Raw genomic sequence first — 22,082 nt, 5'->3', positions numbered from 1 at the left:
GCAAAAGCAGATGCACACTGGGTTACATCATCAATTAAGCTTGCTGCAGGTTTAATGTTTTTTGGGAGGAAGCAGGTTTACCCGCCAGTTTCTTTTTAGCCCTGTGCCTTCCACGCCAGAGCAGAAAGCCAGTCACGGGCAGGCTGGCCGCAATAAGGCTTGCGCAGAACATGAGGATCTTTCCCGGCAATCCCCATACAGCGCCGGTATGCAGATCATAGTTCATTCGCGCCAGCTTATCAGCCGCATGCGCATCTTTGAATTTGCCGTAAATATGTGTTACTTCAATTTCTTTCAAAGTATATTGATCAAAATAGCGGTAGTCAGACTTCCAGTAGGTATCAGCATCGGGATTGATAGCTACGCCCAGCGAAGAGGAATCTGTTTCAGGATAATGTACTTCGAACATTTCCGCAGTGGGATATTCCGCTTTCATTTTCTCGTAGATCACATCCACTGCTGCTGTTGGAGTATAGGTAGCGATATTCTTGTCTGCGGAATGAGGTTCGTAGAATTCGTAGGTCTTTTCACCACCGGTAACTGCATACAACGTTTTCGCAAACCACTGGAAGCCCCAGACCAGTCCTGTTACAGCCAGGATGATGGCCACCCAGCTCATGTAAAAGCCCAGTACATTATGGATATCGTAGTTCACGCGTTTCCAGCTGGCGTTGAATTTCACTTTGAACCTTTGTTTTCGGGCTGCCCTGTTGCGAGGCCACCAGAGAAAGACCCCGGAGATCATCATCACAACAAATACTACTGTACTCCAGGCCACTACAGGTTGTCCGATCGCATCCGGCAGCCAGAGATAAAAATGTCCATCGAGAATGAAGCGAAAGAAATCCCCGTGGAGCATGTCTTTCACTTTCAAGACTTCACCGGTGTATTGATTTACATAAACCGAATAGTAGTATTCGGGATCTGGACTGTAAAATATGATGGCGGCAGCGCGTCCTTCGCGGGTATCGTAATTGATGCTGTGCGGATGTTTCCCGGGAAGCACGCTGTCTGCAATCGCTTTGAATTGTGATGGCGTCAATTGCGGCTTATCACTTTTCTCCACAAAACGGTAAGGCTGGCTGAGATCGCTGATCTCAGCCTGGAATGCATAGATGCAACCTGTGATGGCAATTATAAAAACAACAAGCCCGGACGCCAGTCCGAGCCACAAATGCAGCTTGCCAACAAGTTTTTTGAGGGTCATTTCACGAAAATAAATTAGAAATAAATGTTTTCACTGGATTTGACCTCAGGAGCTGCTACAATGCTGATTTTTGACACAGCTATGAGAATTGCCGAAATAACCAGTTCAAAAAAATTTTTAGTGCCGCCCTGGGAACAGGGCCGCACCTTCCACATTATGGAAAAAAGTTAGCGGGACGCAACCGGTTACTGCAGGCCAGCGGCAAAAGCCGACCAGGCGGACAGTTCAGGATAACCGGGTTTCCTTTTTCCAAAAAATTGTACAATGAGTTCACCTGATGCATCAAATATTTTCACTGAATGTGCCGGAACGCGAAATGCGTTCAGCCCAAATAGTCTTACCTGGTATACAGAGTTGCAAAGTGATTGAGGTTGATTTGTACTGTCTCCATCACCTCTGGCAAACTAATGCGAAAGAACACACTATCCCTTGCCCTCCTTGAATAAGAAGCAAAAGTAGAGCGGGGAGGAGGTGAACAGGTTACTGGAACGGGAAAGAGTGTTTACGCGAAAAGAAATATGTGTTGAGAGTGGGTTGTTGGAGCGAATGAGGGGTGGGGCAGATCCGGCTGATGAAACAAACCAGCGCGGGAGGATTTTTTTGAGCTGTTGTTGGAGTGGGTTGGGCGATGGTGCAGTACCGGGCTTTTTCGCTTTTGTTTCAAAGGCCGGATCTGCCCCACCTCTCACCCGCTCCAGTCCCTGTTCACGGGGGAGAAAGGGAGGGGAAAAAGTACGGCGTATTCTTTATGACAGATGAAAGGGAAATCCTGTGAAGCATTTCTTATGTGAAGGCTGCATATGGGAATGACATTATGAAATGGAATTGCAGCACACCCTGAGGGCCCATGGCAAAAGGATATGAATGATCCGGCCTTTGAAACATAAGCGAAGAAGTTGAATAGTATTTCCACAGCCAATCCAACCAAACCACAGCTCAAAAAAATCCTCCCGCGCTGGTATGTTTCATCAGCCCGGATCGTCATATCCTTTTGACTAAAGAAATTAATGGAGAAGCAATTCACATGGCTTGATGCCGGTATGACGCTTGAACGCCGTAGAGAAATGTGAAATGGATGAATAGCCAAGCATCATGGAAACTTCGGTTACGCTCAGTCCTTTTTCATAAAGGAGGTAACGCGCATGTTCCATTCGCTGGTTCTGATAGAAGTCGAAAACAGTTGTACCGAAGAGCTCTTTGAAACCTTTCTTGAGGTAGCATTCATTGATCGCTACTTTGCGGCTCAGCTCCTTGATGGTGATGGGCTCACCGATATGCTGAATGAGGATCTCGCGGGCTTTCACGATCTTGTCGCGATCAGCTTCATTGGCGAGGAACTTACACTGGAACGCTTCGATCCCTTTTTCGCCTTTCTCTTCACCCAGCATACATTCCAGGCTATAGAGCAACAGCATCTGGACCTGCGCATTGATGTATATATTCTCCATGCTGCCCGTGTAGTTGTGATTCAACACGGCTTCCAGCACCATACGTGTTCTGCCGCAAAGGTTGAGCAGTTTGGTGAATGAAGAAGGATGCAGGAACTGGAGGATCTCATCTGATGAAGAATTCACCGGGGCATTGGAACGGACAAACTGGGATAAATGGGCCGGGGCAAAACGAAAACTCAATACGTCCACTGTTTCAGCACGGTCGCTGCAGGATCGGCTGTTGCCAAATTTGCACTGGTCGCACTCAGTGGATTTTTGTTTGCAATAAACATTACCAGACAAACAGAAGCGAAGCTCCAGGTAATTTTCTTTGGGATCGTTCTTGCGAAAATGATACACCATCATACCTGTATCCTCGATGCTCCATTGCGAATGCTTTTCGTAACGATGGATCATGTACTGAACAGAACCAGGGATCTGCTGCTCTTTCTCGAACAACAGATTCATCTCTTCCTGCATGATCGGCTGCTTGTAAGCCATTGCTAATATGTCGGGCGGATGGTGCATATACGGCGGTGCAAATGTACAGCTAACAACGCATAAGTTCTCAATAAGGTTGAGCCACCGGGTCATGAAATTGTCAAACCTCCATGACAATATCCTGATTGTCAGGTGTCTGGCAAACTGTCGGGAGTTCGTGCCTGCATTGGGTTTCAGCCTGCTTGTAAGGGATTATGCCCTGTTAATCAAAACTCTGGTTGCTACTCGCCGCCATTTTCAGCAACCTGTCGAACTGTTCAGGAGTGAGGTCATTGTAGAAGAAATAAATGGGATCGATGGGCCTGCCGTTCTTGTGAACTTCGTAATGGCAGTGCGGACCGGTGGATTTTCCGGTGCTGCCTACCCATCCGATGATCTCGCCGCGTTTCACTTTCTGGCCGGACTTCACTTTCACTTTGAACATGTGCCCGTAAAGTGTTTCATATCCGTAGCCGTGGTTGATGATCACGTGGTTGCCATAACCGTTGCCGAGATTGCCGGCAGTGCGGATGGAACCATTGGCGGTGGCGTAGATGGGCGTTCCCTGGGGTGCAGAGAAATCAAGACCAGCGTGGAATTTGATGGTTTTGTATACCGGGTCGATGCGGCTTCCGAAACCGGATGCCACACGCTTGAGATCGGAGTTGCTGACAGGCTGAATGGCCGGAGTACAGGCGAGAAGCTCTTCTTTGTTGGCGATGAACTTGGTGATCTCACTATAAGATTTGTCCTGGTTAGACATCCGGTTGTTCAGGTTGTTGAGCGTTTGAACGATGGAGTTCTCCAGTTCAGAGTTGGTCATACTATTGACCAGTTTCCATTCTTTCTGCTGCGCCATTTCAAGCGCCCTGATACTGTCCGGGATTGGATTGGCTTCAAAGATGGTGCGGTAAATATCATTGTCGCGGCTCTCCAGTTCAGTCAATCGCTGTGATAATTTTCGGGCTGCCTGTTCCAGGCTTTCGAACTGATCTTCCAGCTTTTCGTTCTCTTCCATCAGTTTTTTTTCGTTAGCTGAAGGGAAGTATCGGTAAGCGATCGATACAATTATAATAGCGGTAACGATGGCAGCGGAAATGAAACCCAGTACCCGGAGGAGTTTCACCCGCAGGGGGGTCTCAAGCTTCTCGTAACGAAGCGTATTGGTATTATAGTAATACTTAATCTTTTTCATGAGAATCCGTGGTCACCAGGATTTGATTTCATTATAAAACAGCACGAATTGGATTACCTTTGCACCACGTTATTCAGAGCCAACGCTACAAACCTACAGGAAAAAGCGGATTTTTTTGCATTCTCTTAAAATTCCGGTAGTTATCTGTTGAAATGAATGTATGCAGTGAGGCTTTCACATTATCAAAGATTGTTCCGTTTATGATCACAAGTGCCGACATACGCCAGCATTTTCTGGATTTTTTCAAATCGAAGGGCCATACCATTGTTCCTTCCGCTCCCATCGTTCTGAAAAATGATCCTACCCTCAAGTTCACCAATGCAGGGATGAACCAGTTCAAAGATATTTTTCTTGGTAACAAACAGGCGCCCAGCAAGCGGGTTGCGGACACTCAAAAATGTCTTCGTGTCAGCGGCAAACATAACGACCTCGAAGAAGTGGGAGTTGATACCTACCACCACACCATGTTTGAGATGCTCGGCAACTGGAGCTTTGGTGATTATTTTAAGAAAGAAGCTATTGAATGGAGCTGGGAACTGCTCACAGGCATTTTCCAGATCCCAAAAGACCGCTTATACGTGACCGTTTTTGAAGGCGATGCAGAACTCAAACTCCCCAAAGACGAAGAAGCAGCAACAGAATGGAAAAAATGGATTGCGGAAGACCGTATCCTGCTGGGCAAAAAGAAAGATAATTTCTGGGAAATGGGCGATACAGGTCCTTGCGGCCCCTGTACTGAAATTCATGTGGACTGCCGCACTGATGATGAAAGAGCCGAAGTGGATGGCGCTACCCTCGTGAACAACGATCATCCCCAGGTGATCGAGATCTGGAACAATGTATTCATACAGTTCAACCGCCTGAAAGATGGTTCTCTCGAACCCCTGCCCGCCAAACATGTTGACACTGGTATGGGTTTTGAACGACTGGTGCGTGTGCTCCAGGGCAAACAGTCCAACTACGACACTGATGTATTCAGCGAAACCATTGCAGCAATCGGTAATATCGTTCATAAAAAATATGATGGCAGTGATAGCCGTCAGGCTATCGCCTTCCGCGTTTTGTCTGACCATATCCGCGCTATCAGCTTTACTATTGCCGATGGGCAATTGCCTTCAAATACAGAAGCCGGTTATGTGATCCGTCGCATTCTTCGTCGCGCAGTCCGTTATTATTATTCTTACCTCGATTACAAACAACCACTCCTGCACCAACTGGTGCCTGTGATTGCACTTCAGTTCAAGAATGTTTTCCCCGAACTGAATCAACAAATGGATTTTGTAATGAAAGTGATCAGGGAAGAAGAAGAAGCCTTCCTCCGTACACTGGAAAAAGGCCTTAAAAGAATTGATGATGTAATCAAAACTGCCACTAACGGAACTATCGAAGGTAGTGCGGCATTTGAATTACTTGATACTTATGGATTCCCAATCGACCTCACCCGGCTCATCGCCCGTGAGAATAACCTCACTGTTGATGAGAAAGGATTCGAGAAAGAAATGCAGCAACAGAAAGACCGCAGCCGTGCCGCAACCACACTGGATACTGAAGACTGGGTGCTGCTGGTGAAAGATGGAAAAGAAAGCCAAAGCCCCAATTTCGCAGGCTATGATATGCTGGAACTGCAAACCAAAGTGCTGAAGTACCGCAAGATCAAAGCAAAAGGCAAAGAATCTTATCAACTCGTACTCAATACCACACCATTCTATGCCGAAAGCGGCGGTCAGGTAGGCGATACCGGCTTCCTCAGCTTTGATGGAGAAATGGTGCCCGTTACCGATACTAAAAAAGAGAATGACCTCATCATTCACTTCACCGATAAACTACCTGTGAATATCGCGGCCCCCGTGGATGCCAGGGTTGATGCTGAACGCCGCAAATGCACGGCTGTTCATCATTCTGCTACTCACCTGCTGCATGCAGCATTGCGCAAGGTACTCGGCACACATGTAGCACAGAAAGGTTCGCTGGTCAATGAAGATTATCTCCGCTTCGATTTCTCCCACTTCGCTAAAATGACCGACGAAGAGATCAGCAAAGTGGAAGCCATCGTGAACGAAAAGATCCGCGAGAATATTCCCGTAGTGATCAAAGAAATGCCGAAGGAAGAAGCGATGCAATCCGGCGCCATGGCCCTGTTTGGTGAAAAATACGCTGATGTGGTGCGCGTAGTGATCATCGATCCGAATTATTCGGTAGAGCTCTGCGGTGGTACGCATGTTGGCTCCACCGGAGAGATCGGCATCTTCCGCTTCAAATCCGAATCGGCAGTAGCCGCCGGGGTAAGAAGAGTGGAAGCCGTGAGTGGATTCGCTGCTGAAAAATATATCGATGAACAATCCGCAGAACTGAAACAGGTAAAGCAGACGCTCAAGAACCCGAAAGACCTGGTGAAAGCCGTTGAACAGCTACAGGCCGAGAACAGCGATCTGAAAAAGAAACTCGATAATCTCGAAAACCGCATATTGGTTGGCGTTAGAAATGAACTACTGCAGAAAGACCAGATCATCGATGGAGTCACCTATATCGGTGAGATCATTGAAGTAGGCAATGCCGATGCCCTGAAGAAACTCGCCTTCGATCTGAAAAACAACCTACATGATTATGTGGCCGTGCTCTGCGCCAATATCGGCGGTAAACCGTTTGTTGCCGTTGGTATTTCTGATACGGTGGTTGCAGCCAAGCAACTGGATGCCGGCAAGATCATCAAGGAACATATCGCGCCGCTGATCAAAGGCGGCGGCGGCGGACAGAAAAACCTGGCCACTGCAGGCGGGCAGGATGCCAGCCAGCTGAAGGCTGTTATTGAAAAAGTGAAAGGATTACTGTAAGAATATGTTCGGGAGTCGCCACTCGCTCGCCTCTGGCGAGTGAGTTTTATTGGTTCGCCTCCGGCGAACAACGTGTCGCCGGAGGCGACGGAATACAAGTCACTCGCCGGGAGGCGAGCGACTGCCAGCTCTCCGGTTATTATTAATCAGTTTGTCATGGATAACCTCAAAGCACACTGGGAAAAAGTATACGAAACGAAAACACCGCAGGAAGTAAGCTGGACGCAGGATAAACCGCAAACCTCGCTGGACCTCATTCATCAGTCCGGTCTCGGCAAATCCGCCCGTATCATCGATATCGGCGGTGGTGACAGCAAACTGGTTGACTTCCTCATAGATGAAGGTTATGAAAACATAACGGTGCTGGATATCTCCGCCAAAGCGCTGGAACGCGCACAAACAAGATTGGGAAACAAAGCCGCCAAAGTGATTTGGATCGTCAGCGATATCACCAGCTTTGTACCGGCACAGGATTTCGATATCTGGCACGACAGGGCCGCTTTCCATTTTCTCACCACTGATGAACAGATAGATACTTACGTTCAACTGGTGAAAAAGCATGTAAGGAAATTCTTATCTATCGGCACTTTCTCTACCAACGGCCCTGAAAAATGCAGTGGGCTCTATATTAAAAGGTATGATGAGACCTCGCTTACAAAACTTTTTGAACCTGAATTCAGCGTCATCAATTGTAAGACCGAAGACCATCTAACTCCTTTCAACACAACACAGAACTTTATTTTTTGCGCTATGGAACGCAACAGCTGACAACCCCGCCTGGTGCTGGTAGTCGCTTGCCGCCCGGCGAGTGGCGCTTCCCAACTGCTCTTAACGATCCGTTAAATCCCCCTGTTCATTTCCGAACTGTTTCGTATTTCAATTATTTCCTTATATTTGATCTACGAAACATTCCGTAGACAATTAATAAATCATTCGTGACATGAAAAGATACACTCACCTGGCCTTCGCGTTCGCCACTACCGCCTTGCTCGCCGGTACTGCTGTCGTAGCCCAGGACACAAAAGATCCCAAAGCTCCCAAAGAACCAAAAGAGCCTAAGGAAAAACTCAAACAATACGACGAGCTCATTATCCGCAAGAACGGAGACAAAGACAGCAAAGTTGTGATCGAGATCAAGGATGGCGATGTGTTTGTGGATGGTAAACCATTGGAAGATTTTGAGAACGACAATATCAGTGTACGCCGTAGCAGGTCTGGCAGGGTGATCACTTTATCGCCTTTCCGTGAACATGGTGGCGCCCAGTCTTACAACTTCAATAATGATTTTTTCAAAGCCGGAGCTACCAGAACATTCCTTGGAGTAGTAACCGAAGAAGCGCCCGGCGGAGCCCGCATCCTGCAGGTATCTAAAGGGAGTCCTGCTGAAAAAGCCGGACTGAAAGAGAAAGATGTGATCGCAAAGATCGCCGGAGAAAAAGTACAGGACGCAAATGATGTAAGCCGCCTCATCCGCGCCCGCAAACCGGATGAAGAAGTGAAGATCACTGTGCTGCGCGATGGCAAAGAAAAAGTGATCAATGCCAAACTGGGCAAAACAACCGATTCGCAAGCTCAGGGCTTCGCGATCCCGGAAGGTGGCAAAAGTTTCAGGCTCGATGAATTGGGTGAATTGTTCCCGAAGAACTTTGAATTCAATGCGCCTTACGGACAGTTCAATACCAATCGTGGTCCCAGGCTGGGTATCAAAGCCCAGGATACAGAGAATGGTGTTGGCGTAAAAGTGCTGAACGTAGACGATGAATCCGCTGCAGAAAAAGCAGGTATCAAAGAAGATGATCTCATCACTGAGTTCAACAATAAAAAAGTGAACAGCGCAGAAGAGCTCGCCAAAGAAGCGGCTACTGCTTCCAAAGACAATAAGGTGAAGATCCCCGTGAAAATACTTCGCGATGGAAAAACAGTAAATGTGGAAGTATCCTTCCCCAAAAAACTGAAAACCGCCAATTTGTAGAAGATATCAGCATTCTGGGGCGCTGGCCCCAATGCCAATAGCCATCAGAAACAGCCCGATATACGAGCCCGGAATATGTGATCAGTATTATCTGCGCCATATTCCGGGCATTTTTATGCGCGCTTGCAATCCGCATGGAATAAGGTATTTTTGTATGCTCTGACCATTACACATTTTATGGCGATCAATTACGATGCATACGAATTAGTGGCAGGACTGGAAGTCCACGCTCAGCTGCTCACAGAAAGCAAGTTGTTTTGCGGCGACAGTGCTGCCTTTGGAGGCGAACCCAATACGCATATCAGTCCGATTACCCTCGGGCATCCCGGCACCCTGCCCAAACTCAACAAAAAAGCTGTTGAATACGCTATCCGCATGGGACTGGCCTGTAATTGCACCATCAGCCCCAATAATTATTTCGCGCGCAAGAACTATTTCTACCCCGATCTTCCCAAAGGATACCAGATCTCCCAGCATACTACTCCCATCTGTATCGGTGGTTATGTAACCATCCGCATTGGCGATACGGAAAGGCCCATCGAGCTGAACCGTATCCATATGGAAGAAGATGCCGGCAAGAGCCTGCATGATGTTGACCCGGAAAATACCTGCGTGGATTACAACCGCGCCGGCGTTCCATTGCTGGAGATCGTAACGGACCCGGTTATACGAAGCGGAGAGGAAGCGTATGCGTATCTTACCGAGCTCCGCAAACTGCTCCGCTATCTCGGTATCTGCGATGGCAATATGGAAGAAGGCAGTATGCGCTGCGATGCCAACGTGTCTGTCAGGAAAAAAGGCGACACCAAACTTGGCACCAAGGTGGAAGTGAAGAACCTCAATTCCATCCGCAACGTGAAGCGCGCCATCGAACTGGAAGCCAAACGGATGATCGAGATGCTGGAGAACGGTGAGACCATCATTCAGCAAACACGCAGCTTCGACGCCGCCAACGGTACTACATTCGCCATGCGAACCAAGGAAGAAGCGAACGACTACAGGTATTTTGCAGACCCTGACCTGGTGCCTTTCCGCGTAACGGAAGCCATGCTTCAATCCATCAAAGAAAGCATTCCCGAACTGCCTGAACAACGCATCGCCCGCTACACGCAGCAACTGCAACTACCAGCATACGACGCACGCGTACTCTGTGATGAAAAGGAAACAGCCGATTATTTCGAATCTGTAATTACCCATACTTCCAATTACAAGGCAGCAGCCAACTGGATGCTGGGCCCCGTGAAATCATGGTTGAACGATAAGAGTGCCTCTATTTCCGGGTTTCCCGTACAGCCAGCCGGAATCGCGGCGCTGATAGCGCTTATTGATGAGGGTAAGCTGAACTTCTCCATTGCCTCCACCAGGGTATTGCCTGCATTGGTGGCCGAGCCGGGCCGCAATCCGCTCGATATTGCCGCATCGCTTAACCTTGTGCAGGATTCAGATGAAAGCAATGTAGCAGCCTGGGTGGAAGAAGTATTGCAGAAGATGCCGGAGAAAGTGGCCGAATACAGGAAAGGGAAAAAAGGATTGATGGGTTTGTTTGTTGGAGAAGTAAAGAAAGTATCCAAAGGAAAAGCAGACCCCCGGTTAACGAACGATATTTTATTGAAGAAACTGAACTAAAAAAAATTACATGAAAAAACAATTCAACCGGATCCTGGTTGTGGCAGTGATGGCATTGGCAGCGGCATGTTCCGGAGGTTCCCAACAATCCCTGGAAGTAAAAGGCACAGTGGCCAACGCAGACCAGGTAAGTGAACTTTATCCCAAAGCGATCGAGGACGGAAAGATCACCCTTTTCCTATACGAAATCCCCTTCGGTGGAGAGCTGCCCCCCGTGCAACTGGATTCCATTACCATTCCCGCAACCACGAAAGAATTTACACTGAAAGGCAAAGGCGCCAGTGGCGGGCTTTTCAATGTGATCATCAAGAATGGCCCGATGGCTCCAATAGTATATGATGCTTCTCCCATTTCGATCGATATCGACTTTGCAGGAAAAGAGAAATTCTACACTGTATCCGGATCAGGCGCTACCACTCAATTGCGCGACTTCCTCTTCGGCTACAGCGATCACCAGGACGAGATCGAAAAATCAATGAAAGCAATGGACAGCCTGAAAAGATTTTCTGCGCCGGATTCTGCGATCATTCTTGCCACCAACAAGAAGAATGCCGCCATGAGCAGCCTGAACAACTTCCTGAAGAAATCACTCAGCGAGATCAACCAACCGGTTGTTGCCGCATTCGCATTAGGACGTTCTGCGCAAACATTGGAGCAGAGCGAATTTGAAGCTGAACTCGGTAAGCTCACAAAAAAATTCCCCAATGATGGCAATCTCGGTGAGTTGAAGAAAAAATATGAAGCTTATAAAGTGCAATCGGCAGAGATGCAGAAGCAACAGGAAGCAGCAGCCGAAAGACGCAAATCCAATTCTTTGATCGGCAAACCTGCACCGGAAATCGTTATGCCTGATCCAAACGGAAAGAATGTTTCTCTTTCATCTTTCAAAGGCAAATATGTGCTTGTGGATTTCTGGGCAAGTTGGTGCGGGCCTTGTCGTGCTGAGAACCCTAACGTGGTGAATGCTTTCAATAAATTCAAGGACAAAAATTTTACAGTGCTTGGCGTTTCTTTGGACAAAGATAAAGCTGCCTGGGTACAGGCTGTTAAGGCAGACAATCTGAACTGGCCACAGATCAGTGATCTGGCTTTCTGGAAAAGCAAGGCAGTTGAGTTGTATAAGTTTGAAGGGATTCCTTATAATGTACTGGTGGATCCGAAGGGAATTGTGATTGCTGAAGAGTTGAGGGGGGAAGCGTTGAGTGAGAAGCTGGCGGAAGTGTTGAAGTGAGTAATTGTTAACTGATATAAAAAACGCTGGAGAGTTCTCCGGCGTTTTTTTTAACTGCACTATCAATCCGGCTAATCATGATATTTAAGTACCCTAACTCGCAACAAGGAAGAAAAAAATAGCCCAGTTGATAATGCAACGAATCCGTTCTGATTGTTTTTTCATTATAAAGCCAAAGTAATCCAATCACGATAAAATATGAGCTAACTAAAAACACTCTATAATTTTCGATTGATTAAATGCAGATCAATACATCCAGGGGCTGGTTGTATCCGGGTTACTAAGTAATTACACTTAGTTTGTATTGTGAGACTGATCATAAAAGTTAGTTTCCTGTAAATAAAAAGAATGGCTTCATCTGGGAATTGTTTCTATTTCTGAATTGCGTACCCATGCCGAACTCACTACGCAGAAAGGGGCAACCATTTTGGTCGCCCCTTCAAAAGTGCTGTCGCAGAAAATAGCTTTTTATAAAGCAGAAAGCCTCTCCTGAATTCTATTGAAAAGCTTAGTTATTCAACACGGGGTTGTTCAATACTTCGGCCTGAGGAATAGGGAAGGTAAGTTCCGGTGCATTATACGCATATGTATTGCCGGCAAAATATAAGTGATTGGGACCTCTGGTAATTGATTTTTTAAGTCTCTTCATTGCAAGGTAGGATTTTCCTTCTCCCCAGAGTTCAATCCTTGTTTGCTTGTAGATCTCATCCAACAATCCTGGGCCACTCAGTGCATCAACATAAGCGTAATCAGTAACTCTTTCATCCAGCAACAGTTTCAGTGCATCTCTTGCTGGGCCATCCTGACCGAGACGAACCTTGGCTTCTGCATTCAATAAGAGGAATTCATCTGTTCTCATATAAATATAGTCCGTGGTCACTGAACGCTGTCCCATTGCCTTTCTTGCCGGATCAAAGAACTTCTGAAGTGGGCGGCCGGTACTATGGAATTGTCCCCGACGGATATCATCTGCCTTTATAGAAGCTTGAAGACTTGCATCCATCACTTTAGCATCTCCAGCTCCTGCGTAACTATAGGTAAAATAGTCCATTTGTCCCCACCAAGAAACAAGGTCGAGGTTACTGGCAAGAGTGAGGTCTACACCCCATATCCAACTTGGAGTAGCTACGTTATTGAACCCAGATTGAGGATTCTGAAGTACACCATTCACAAAACGCGCAACAGTTTCATCAGGTGTTGTGAGTGGATTGGCATCTACAATTTCCTGCGTAAGTGTTACAACTCTTTCAAGATCTTCCTGTGTTCCGCGGTAGGCAAGTACATATGCAAGCATACCCTTCGCCACATTGGAATTTACCTGGTCTTTTGTAGCACGATTGAAATCTGAAAGATAATTCTGTGCAGTATCCAGGTCCTTCACCATCAGGTCGAACACTTGTTTTGTAGTACTCTTTGGTTGGTTCACCATTTTCGTATTGGTGTAAATTGGCAGGATTTTTTCAGTACCGTCACCATATTCTTTAGAATAGAATTGGGTCAGATAGAAATAAGCATAGGCCCTCATTGCTTTGGCTTGCCCCGCAATATGGCGCCTTTCAGGTTCTGTTTGTGGAATCGTGTCACCGCCGAGTGCGTCTAACACGGTATTGGCGCCAAGAATTAGTCTGTAATAAAAGCGCCATGGTTGATAGTTGTTGTTGCGGGTATAATCCAGGGAAGCCTGGAAGCGAACTACAGGAGTATACCAACCATAGGTTACACCAATCAGCGCCATATCTCCGCTTAACATATCGAGGAAAATATCATACCCTTTCTGACCAAAGTCGTCATGGCCGGTCGTTCCACCAGATCCGACCTGATACATAGTAGCATAAAGGCCATTTACAGTACCAGCCAGCAGTCCAGGATCTTTCCTGGATGCTTCAAGAAGCTGGTCATAAGAAATGAATTCAGTTGAATTTAATTCCAGATAGTCTTTCTTACAGCCAGTGAGGATCATGGTCGCTCCAGCAACGGCAGACAGAAGAATATATTTAAGTTTCATACGATTCAATTTTTTGGATTAGAACTTAACTCTCAGACCAACTGTAAGTGTGGACAGAGGTGAATAACGGTACATATCTGAAGCACCACTCTCTGCAGTTGCAGGGTTGAAACCTTTACGTGCTGAATGAACCCAGAGATTATCTCCGGAAACCCAGATCTGGGTATCAGTAATATTCACTTTGCCCAGTACATTTGAAGGTATATTGTAAGAGAGACGCACGTTATTAAGAGCAAAAAAGTTTGCTTTTGTGAGGAATCTGGTTGAAGCAGAGTTCACCTGATAGTTCACTCCATTATCCAACCTTGGAACATCTGTGATATCACCTTCTTTTTGCCACCTGTTTAGAATGTCTGTATGCCAGTTATTGGAGCCTATAGCATCATTGCTCATCAATACTGCATATGCCCCATCATAAGCATAACCGCCAAAGCTATACAACAATTGAACCGCCAAATCAAACCCCTTATAACCGGCAGTAAGGTTTACTGCACCCCTTATTTTGGGAATGGCGGATTTGCCACCAAAGAACTGGGTCGCATTCGCGTAGGTTTTGGTAGTTGTAGTTTTCAATTGGCCGGCTTTGTCGGGATTTTCATTTACATACTGAGTCAGAGAAGCAATACCCTCACCGGCATCAAGTTGGTCGTTGTTGTTAGCATCATCATAGTATTGTGTCCACATAGCTCTGCCATCTTTAGCATCCACACCGGCCCATTCACGCAGGTAGAAGTCATAAATTGAGTGCCCTTTAGACCAACCATAGTTACCCTGAATATCGATAGGCTTCGGTTTGTTGGTAACAGGATCGACAGGCATTGCGGTAATCTTATTCTTGAACATCTCACCATTGATTGTCAGATTAACATAGTAATCTTTCCTCTGAATTATATGCCCGGTTAAGTCAAATTCAAAGCCCTGGTTTCGCAAGTTACCATCATTTACCTTCAACAGCGCATAACCGATTGAAGGCCCTACCCTCCTGTCGAAGATCAAATTATCAGTGTTCTTGATGTAATAATCCAATGAACCAGTCAGGAATTTACCGATCCTGAACTCAGTACCAACCTGGAACATTTTTGACTTTTCCCAGGTTAAATCAGGGTTACCTTTTGAGTTAAATGAGAAAGCAGGATTGTCGTTCAAGTTATCAATGCTGAAAAGATCAAAACCTGGATAGAATCCAATTCCAGCCTGTTCGCCGATAAGTCCGTAGCTGGCTTTCAATTTCAGAAAGGTAAGCCAATCAAGGTTGCTTAAGAAATTCTCGTTCGTCATTATCCAGCCAGCACCAATTGATCCAAAGTTACCCCACTTATTTTTAAGGAATCTTGAAGACCCGTCTCTTCTGAAGCTACCAGAAATATAATAAGTGTTCCTGAAATCATAATTCACCTGACCAAAATAGCTTTCAATTCTGTATTGATTCACCCATTGTGAAGTAGGGTTGGTAACAGTTGCATTATTGAAATCTTCGTTATTATTCTGCACCAGACGATATTTTGATGCATCTGTGATTGTTAGTTTGTTGTCTGCATTCTCATGCGCCACCAAGGCTTCGATACTATGATCGCCGAATCCTTTTGTATATCGCAGAAGATTAAGCACATTGTAATTAATCATTTCAGATTTTCGCTGGTAGATTGAGCCGAACTGAGATGCAGATGAACCATAATATTTATTAGACCTATTGACATAATTGTTATTAAAGTACTGTACACCAACACGATTTTCAAGTGACAAATCCTTCGTGAATTTGATAGTAAGTGCGCCTGCGCCAACCAATTCATTTTTATCATGCCTTCTAGTGTCATACTTTGCATCAGCAACTGCATTGGTAAATGCACCAAATCTTCTACCCACAACTGTATTCGCCTCATCTGCATAATCGTAGATACTCCCTCCGAAATAGGGGTCAGGAATATTTTGACCGTTTGCATCTTTCTTAAAAAGGGGATAGATTGGAGGAAGATTATCTACGAACCAGAATACACTGTTGGAGTTATTTCCCTGTCCGTTCGTATTATTTTTGGAGTTGGCATAAGAAAGATTCATTGAACCGCTCAACCACTTTTTCACTTCGTGAGTAACATTAAGTCGGGCAGAAAGCCTTTTGTAGTCAGTATTGAGCGAGTAGCCAACATCATTGAGATAACCTAAACCTGTATAAAAACTGGTCTTGCTATCTCCCCCACCGATTTTCAGGTTCACCTCCTGGCGCGTGGAAGATTGGAAGGCATAATCAGACCAATTTTCAGGATCATATTTTCTTTGAACACCTGGTTTGATAGTTTTAGTAGTAGGATCGATAAGCTCTCCTCCATCAGCAACCTTCCACATATTATATTCCGGGCCGATACCATAGGCCGTGCCAAACAACTCTTCGTTCGCATAAGCTATTCGATCAGCAGGATCGGTTACGCCATAACTTGGCGCTTCATTATACAGAGACTCCCAACTGAGGATCGCAAATGTTTCCGGGCTTCTGATCACATCGTAACGAGGCAGGATAGCCTTGTTCACGCCGATTGATCCATCCACTTCGATGAAACTTTTACCTCTGCCACTCTTAGTAGTAATTACAATTACCCCATTTGCGCCACGTGCTCCATAGATCGCAGTTGCAGTTGCATCTTTCAGCACTGTGGTAGATTCAACATCAGCCATATTGATGGCGTTGATACTTCCAGTATAGGGTATACCGTCGACTACATAGAGAGGATCTCTGTTTCCATTTACAGAACCAATACCTCTGATTCGAATAGTAGCAGCGGTTCCCGGCTGACCGGAAGTATTTATAACACGTACGCCAGCAACCTCGCCAGCGAGTGCCTGTGAAACATTCGCCACTGCTTTATTTGTAAGTCTCTCACTGTTTACAACAACCGCAGAACCCGTGTAGGCCTGTTTCGTTGTCTTACCATAGCCTACTACCACTACTTCCTGAAGGGATTTATCCTCAATGAGAAGTGCTACAGAAATATTAGTCTTTGAACCAATTGTCACTTCTTGACTGGTCATTCCAATTGCAGAAATGATCAACACTTTTGCGTTATCGGGAACTGTAATTGAAAACACACCATCTGTGTTGGTAGTTGTTCCTACTGATGCACCTTTAACTGTGATGGATGCGTTGGGAATTGGATTAGATTTGTCATCAGTAACTTTCCCGGAGATAGTTCGGGTTTGGGCGAATAGTTGCCACGATAATAGCAAGAAGCTTGCTAAAAGCAACAGCATTTTTCTCATGTGCGTGAGTTTATGTTTTTGTAAAACTAAAGTGGAAACTGCATTTTGAAACAGTTATCAACTTTATGGACAGCAAATGTATTGATCTGGCTGCTTACCGTGCTAATTTTTTTTAGCAAAAAATTAATACTTGATAAGTACGATCAGCATTTCTACCCACTTACCATGAGCGAAATTAGAATCTGTGCGGGCATCACATAAAAAAATACGGCCTGCATCATTTAGCAGGCCGTATTCCTTTCAGGATGCAGTAGTTAATAACCCTGATTCTGCTCCATTAATACATTCGCCTCCAATTCTCTTTGTGGAATAGGTAAAACGAACCTGAAATTACCTGCCTCTAATGTTGCCGAACTTGTTGTAGGCGCATCGGAAGCATTTCTTTGTACAGGCAATCCTCTCCTTTTCAAGTCGAAAAATCTATGCCCTTCAAATGGAAGCTCAATAAAACGTTCATTCATAACCGCAGTAATAGCCTCATCTTTCGAACCAAGACTAATCGGAGTGTATCCAGAGATCCGCATAGCCCCTAGTTCATTAAGATCAGACTCAGCGCTGTTTGCCCCGGAAAATTTGTTCTGTTCGGCACGTGCTTCAGCCCTGATGAGGTACATTTCTCCTGTACGGAAAACTTTGCCGTTGGTGAAGTTTTCTGTTGCGGTTGTATAGGCGCCTCCCGCATATTTTTTTACAATTTTGGAAGGACGGCCATTGTCAGCAAGCAGGGGCTCATCAATTACGTATGCATCAAACCGGATATCATCAGCATCGTAGCTATTCCATAATTTATCGCTCACTCCCCATACAATGGTGCCCAGTTGAATATTCCCATTTACAACACTTGAAATCCCCCTGAACAAACTACCCATTCGCGGGCCAACCTGAGGGTTGCGCAACAGCTGGAATGATACTTCGTCTGTTATTTCATCAGTCCAGATTTTAGGAAAGTCTGCCCTGCTCGCCAGTGGCAGTAAATTTATGTAAGCCGTGGCATTTGATTCAGCAGTAGGCCAATCTCCCTGGTAAAGCGCTATCCTTGCATGCAAAGCGTGAGCACTGGCAACATTGGCTCTGAATTTATCGCTCAGGTTATTTGGAAGTAGTCCTTTCGCTTCACTGATATCGGCATTTAACTTACTAAAATAGGTTGCCATATCTATCCTGGCAACTGGTTCCAGGATAGACTTTTCCAGGTATGGCATTGCCAGTCCACCAGGTGTGTATTTTTCACAATAGTAACGGAACAACTCAAAATGCGCATATGCGCGCAGGAATAGTGCTTCTCCACGCAATCTTGAACGCAGCTTTTCATCACCTGTTCGCGTTGAGTCTGCAGTAGGTAATGCAGCTAGTACCCTGTTAACCCGATCAACTATCTGGTAGTTGGGCCCCATTGCAGTAAAATTATCTCTGATACCCACATCCTGGGAGCTATATTGCCATTCATGCGTGGTGGCAGCATTGTAGAATTCTCCTACAGTTTTTACTTCATCAGAAAATGTTGCATTTAACAGGATGTTCATTTCTACACCAAGTGCAGCATAAGCGCCAATTACTCCCTGTTCATTATTCGCAACAGTTTTGAGAGCAACATCACCTGCAATCACATCTGTTTCTGGCACATCCAGTAGTTTCTGGCAACCGGATACCACTATCGCAAGCACTGACGCTAATAATAGATATTTCACAATTTTCATTATAATAGATTTAATATTAGTACTTAGAAATTAATCTCAATTCCGGCAGTCATAGCACGGGGGTTTGGAAATTCATTCAGACTGATATTATTATTATCTTCCGGGTCCGGACCTTTCCATGGGCTCCATACAAAGAGATTAAATGCCTGTATGAAAAAGCGCCCTCCTTTAATGATCTTGGTAGAACCAGCAGAAAAGCCTGGAATATCATATCCAACGCTAAGTGTACGGAAGCGCAGGAATTTAGCATCCTGGATGTCTGCGGATGTAAAGTCACGATCATATTGAGGCGATTGATAAAGTTTTACATCGCCAGGTTTCTGCCATTGATCTGTTAGCATCACCTTAGATGCGTTAACAGCATTATGATATCCCGGCGTACCTCTTGTTACCCAGTTCCAGATGTTATTATAGCGGCTAACCTTCGTTTGATATGAGAATCCTACTCCAATGCTGAAACGCTTATAGCTAAGATCCAATCCGAAACCACCTACATGAACCGGAAGAAAAGTCCCAAAAGTGGCAAACCTACCAGCATCACCAAGACTATTGGTTTCTTTGTTATCTTCTGTAAGATATCTTGGCCTTCCGGTTTGAACATCAGCACCCAGGTAGTGGTATGTATAGTGAGAACCATACGGCAGTCCTTTACGGATGATATAAGTGCCAACAACATATTCATTCACCAAACCCAGATCAGTAACCTCGTTTTTATTGATGGCATGGTTCCAGTTGAAGGTAAGTTTGGTTGAGCTGTTCCGGATAATGTCTACAAATGCAGAAAATTCAAACCCTTTATTCACCATGGTACCAGCATTAATAGGCAGGCTGGCATTATTGAATCCAGCTGTATAAGATGTTGGTTGATTCACAAAAAGGTCTTTAGTAGTATTCTTATAGGCATCTACCGTAAACCTTGCCCTGTCATTCCACACAGAAAAGTCAAGCCCGAGATTCGCCTTAACTACATATTCAAGTTTCAAACTTGGATTTCCGGGAGTAGTGGGAACCAAACCTGTAATAGGTGATCCTCCGAAGGCAGTTGTAGTTCCGAACAAGGGCATCTGTGGCCCGAGATAGTTGGTAATAGTATACATACCAGCAAGAGACATGGCATAATTACCGGTAGTAATACTTCCGATATTTGGAACGGATCCATAACTGGCCCTCAATCTCAAATCAGAAACAATATTTTGTTTCTCCATGAATTTTTCGCGAATTACATTCCATATGGCGCCGGCAGACCAGGTAGTGATCTCCTTATTGGCATCATTCAGTATCCTTGAAGTGCCGTCCCTTCTTATATTAGCATTGATTGAGATCCGCTCATCAAAGGTGTATCTTGCGGTGGCAAAATATGACCTGATTCCAAAACCTGAACTGGCGCTGGTTGAGTTTTGAGGTCCAGCGCTTGGTAGTGCGCCTGCACCTTGTCCGGTATATTCAAGCCGGGGGTCAAGGTTGTAGAGACGGAAGCCCAAACCTTTATTCCAGGCCCGAACTGCTTCGAAATAACCACCAACTTCAACATCATGTATAACGTTGAAAGTTTTATGAAAAACCAGGGAACTGGTATTGATCAACTGGGTTCTTGTGCGCGCTGCTTCTGCCTGATAACCTGCATTCAGTGTTTGCAATGAACCTACATATGAATTGGCCTTAACACCTCTCATTTCAAAGTCAAATGACGCATCAATGCCTGTTACGTTCCTGGCGCGGAGGAAGGGAGTTACATCAAAAGAAAACGTCAGACCAGAATTAACTTTCAACCTGTCATCAGTCCATTTTGAATTTTCAATCCCTTCCAAAACGTTACCGATCTGTTTCAGGGCCAAACTGGTACTTACTCCAAAGATGAGCGAGCCATCTGATCTGTAAGGATTTTCGTAGGTCTTAGACCGCCATGCCATCTGGAATGGGTTGCGGGCGCTATTACCCAGGAATTCCCCCTCATTCAAATCAGTTTTCGCATAACCAATGAGGTTATTCCAGGAAATGTTCAGCTTTCCGATAGTATGATCCAAATTGAATCTGCCGGAATACCTTCTGAGCCTGGATCTCAAATCAGTACCTTTTTGATCAAAATAGCCGAGGGAGAGGAAGAACCTTGTTCTGTCACTTCCGCCGGAAACATTTATTTCATGATTCTGTGAAAAACCGTTTCTGAACAAAATGTCTGTATAATCGCTATTGATAGCTCCCAGGCTGTCTCTCAGGAAATCATAACGGGCCTTATTTTCCGGTGTCAATGAAGCATAATTTGGGTTATTCTTTGAATATACCCATCCCGGTCCGGAAATCCCCAGCCCCATCATGCCAAGCCGCTCTTCATATTCAAACATTTCCTTCGTATTCATCAAATCGAAGTTAGTTGCGTTAGGTGGCTGAGTAGTTCCAATTGAAGTGCGGAAAGAAAAATTTGTTTTACCGGATTTACCTCTCTTTGTGGTGATAACAATTACTCCAATTCCACCTCTTGCACCATACAATGCCGCAGCATTTGCATCTTTCAATACAGTTATGGATTCAAAGTCGTTGGGGTTGATTGACTGCATATCAAAAGACGGTACAGGCACTCCATCTATAACATAAAGAGGTTGTGCAAAAGCTGCCTGTATGGAGGAGACCCCCCGGATAGTAACGTTTGCACTGGAACCAGGCTGACCCGAAGCGGATTGTACCTGCACGCCGGCCGCCTTACCCTGCAATGCCTGATCAAATGCTCCTACAGGTACATTTTCCACTACTTTGTTACTTAATACCGTAGCGGCACCTGCGAAATTTGATTTTTTCTCCCTGGTGTAACCGGTCACAATCACCAATTCAGCCTCCCTGATCTCGCTTTCCAGGGAGATTGAAAAAATGGATTGGGATCCGATGTTCACTTCTTTTGGTTTGTAGCCAATACTGGAGATTATTAGTGTTTTGGCTTTCTCTGGAAGAGATAGAGAGAAATTCCCTTCAGAGTTGGTGGTGGTTCCGGTGTTCAATCCCTTTATCTGTACGCTTGCATTGGGGATGGGGTCACCATTGTTGTCTGTCACTTTTCCAGTGACTTTTTTTTGCGCAAGTACGCCTATAGCCAATAGCAGGCATACTGTCAGCATAGCTAACATTTTTCTCATGTGCAACCAGTTTTGGTTAATTAAAGTAGCAAGG

Annotated in this window: 13 protein-coding genes; 5 read left to right on the top strand and 8 right to left on the bottom strand. The window is 45.4% G+C overall.

The features are described 5' to 3' along the window. Positions 1 to 34 precede the first annotated feature (34 nt). The 4 genes from D9Y29_RS14030 to D9Y29_RS14015 all read right to left on the bottom strand — a co-directional run bounded on the left by D9Y29_RS14030 (position 35) and on the right by D9Y29_RS14015 (position 4,312). Positions 35 to 1,207 carry a PepSY-associated TM helix domain-containing protein gene (locus D9Y29_RS14030; RefSeq protein ID WP_127129185.1) on the bottom strand — a complete coding sequence of 391 codons (1,173 nt, stop codon included), beginning with the start codon at positions 1,205 to 1,207 and terminating at the stop codon, positions 35 to 37. 185 nt (positions 1,208 to 1,392) lie between these two features. Continuing rightward, on the bottom strand, positions 1,393 to 1,503 hold the full coding sequence (locus tag D9Y29_RS27060; RefSeq protein ID WP_206513780.1) for a hypothetical protein: 111 nt from the start codon (positions 1,501 to 1,503) through the stop codon (positions 1,393 to 1,395). A gap of 708 nt (positions 1,504 to 2,211) precedes the next feature. Beyond that, positions 2,212 to 3,138 (bottom strand): helix-turn-helix domain-containing protein, encoded by a 927-nt coding sequence (locus D9Y29_RS14020; RefSeq protein WP_241237936.1) that lies wholly within the window; start codon positions 3,136 to 3,138, stop codon positions 2,212 to 2,214. Positions 3,139 to 3,340: 202 nt separating this feature from the next. Continuing rightward, the gene (locus tag D9Y29_RS14015) at positions 3,341 to 4,312 is read right to left on the bottom strand and encodes a M23 family metallopeptidase (protein WP_127129166.1); all 972 of its coding nucleotides are present in this window, start codon (positions 4,310 to 4,312) and stop codon (positions 3,341 to 3,343) included. Positions 4,313 to 4,512: 200 nt separating this feature from the next. Between D9Y29_RS14015 and alaS the strand changes: the two genes are divergently transcribed. From alaS to D9Y29_RS13990, 5 genes are all read left to right on the top strand, one after another. Continuing rightward, on the top strand, positions 4,513 to 7,143 hold the full coding sequence (gene alaS / locus D9Y29_RS14010) for an alanine--tRNA ligase (RefSeq protein WP_127129165.1): 2,631 nt from the start codon (positions 4,513 to 4,515) through the stop codon (positions 7,141 to 7,143). Between the two features lie 156 nt (positions 7,144 to 7,299). Beyond that, positions 7,300 to 7,911: a class I SAM-dependent methyltransferase gene (locus D9Y29_RS14005; RefSeq protein WP_127129164.1), complete on the top strand. Its 612-nt coding sequence runs from the start codon at positions 7,300 to 7,302 to the stop codon at positions 7,909 to 7,911. A gap of 172 nt (positions 7,912 to 8,083) precedes the next feature. Then, complete coding sequence (locus tag D9Y29_RS14000) at positions 8,084 to 9,115, top strand: PDZ domain-containing protein (protein ID WP_127129163.1); 1,032 nt, start codon at positions 8,084 to 8,086, stop codon at positions 9,113 to 9,115. A 177-nt stretch (positions 9,116 to 9,292) separates the two neighbouring features. Further along, positions 9,293 to 10,741 carry an Asp-tRNA(Asn)/Glu-tRNA(Gln) amidotransferase subunit GatB gene (gene gatB / locus D9Y29_RS13995; protein ID WP_127129161.1) on the top strand — a complete coding sequence of 483 codons (1,449 nt, stop codon included), beginning with the start codon at positions 9,293 to 9,295 and terminating at the stop codon, positions 10,739 to 10,741. A gap of 10 nt (positions 10,742 to 10,751) precedes the next feature. Continuing rightward, entirely contained in the window at positions 10,752 to 11,972 is a 1,221-nt protein-coding gene (locus D9Y29_RS13990; protein ID WP_241237935.1) for a TlpA disulfide reductase family protein, read from the top strand. A gap of 508 nt (positions 11,973 to 12,480) precedes the next feature. On the opposite strand, the gene D9Y29_RS13985 is transcribed toward D9Y29_RS13990, so the two are convergent. The 4 genes from D9Y29_RS13985 to D9Y29_RS13970 form a co-directional block, all read right to left on the bottom strand. Next, positions 12,481 to 13,977, bottom strand: coding sequence for a RagB/SusD family nutrient uptake outer membrane protein (locus D9Y29_RS13985; RefSeq protein ID WP_127129159.1), 1,497 nt, complete (start codon positions 13,975 to 13,977; stop codon positions 12,481 to 12,483). A gap of 18 nt (positions 13,978 to 13,995) precedes the next feature. Beyond that, complete coding sequence (locus D9Y29_RS13980; RefSeq protein ID WP_127129157.1) at positions 13,996 to 17,226, bottom strand: SusC/RagA family TonB-linked outer membrane protein; 3,231 nt, start codon at positions 17,224 to 17,226, stop codon at positions 13,996 to 13,998. Between the two features lie 254 nt (positions 17,227 to 17,480). Further along, positions 17,481 to 18,923 carry a RagB/SusD family nutrient uptake outer membrane protein gene (locus D9Y29_RS13975; RefSeq protein WP_127129155.1) on the bottom strand — a complete coding sequence of 481 codons (1,443 nt, stop codon included), beginning with the start codon at positions 18,921 to 18,923 and terminating at the stop codon, positions 17,481 to 17,483. A 23-nt stretch (positions 18,924 to 18,946) separates the two neighbouring features. Next, a complete protein-coding gene (locus tag D9Y29_RS13970; RefSeq protein WP_127129153.1) occupies positions 18,947 to 22,048 on the bottom strand; it encodes a SusC/RagA family TonB-linked outer membrane protein in 3,102 nt (1,033 codons plus the stop codon). Positions 22,049 to 22,082 lie beyond the last annotated feature (34 nt).

Source organism: Pseudoflavitalea rhizosphaerae (genome assembly GCF_003991355.1).
In the GTDB taxonomy this organism is placed as follows: Bacteria; Bacteroidota; Bacteroidia; order Chitinophagales; family Chitinophagaceae; genus Pseudobacter; species Pseudobacter rhizosphaerae.
Note: the sequence above shows the minus strand (reverse complement) of the source record. Positions and strands in the feature narration are given on the sequence as shown.

Excerpts from the sequence above, each read along its gene's own strand:
- D9Y29_RS14020 (WP_241237936.1), bottom strand. The coding sequence starts at position 3,138 with ATGGCTTACAAGCAGCCGATCATGCAGGAAGAGATGAATCTGTTGTTC.
- D9Y29_RS14005 (WP_127129164.1), top strand. The coding sequence starts at position 7,300 with ATGGATAACCTCAAAGCACACTGGGAAAAAGTATACGAAACGAAAACA.
- D9Y29_RS13990 (WP_241237935.1), top strand. The coding sequence starts at position 10,752 with ATGAAAAAACAATTCAACCGGATCCTGGTTGTGGCAGTGATGGCATTG.
- D9Y29_RS14000 (WP_127129163.1), top strand. The coding sequence starts at position 8,084 with ATGAAAAGATACACTCACCTGGCCTTCGCGTTCGCCACTACCGCCTTG.
- alaS (WP_127129165.1), top strand. The coding sequence starts at position 4,513 with ATGATCACAAGTGCCGACATACGCCAGCATTTTCTGGATTTTTTCAAA.
- D9Y29_RS13985 (WP_127129159.1), bottom strand. The coding sequence starts at position 13,977 with ATGAAACTTAAATATATTCTTCTGTCTGCCGTTGCTGGAGCGACCATG.
- D9Y29_RS14030 (WP_127129185.1), bottom strand. The coding sequence starts at position 1,207 with ATGACCCTCAAAAAACTTGTTGGCAAGCTGCATTTGTGGCTCGGACTG.
- gatB (WP_127129161.1), top strand. The coding sequence starts at position 9,293 with ATGGCGATCAATTACGATGCATACGAATTAGTGGCAGGACTGGAAGTC.
- D9Y29_RS14015 (WP_127129166.1), bottom strand. The coding sequence starts at position 4,312 with ATGAAAAAGATTAAGTATTACTATAATACCAATACGCTTCGTTACGAG.
- D9Y29_RS13975 (WP_127129155.1), bottom strand. The coding sequence starts at position 18,923 with ATGAAAATTGTGAAATATCTATTATTAGCGTCAGTGCTTGCGATAGTG.
- D9Y29_RS13980 (WP_127129157.1), bottom strand. The coding sequence starts at position 17,226 with ATGAGAAAAATGCTGTTGCTTTTAGCAAGCTTCTTGCTATTATCGTGG.
- D9Y29_RS13970 (WP_127129153.1), bottom strand. The coding sequence starts at position 22,048 with ATGAGAAAAATGTTAGCTATGCTGACAGTATGCCTGCTATTGGCTATA.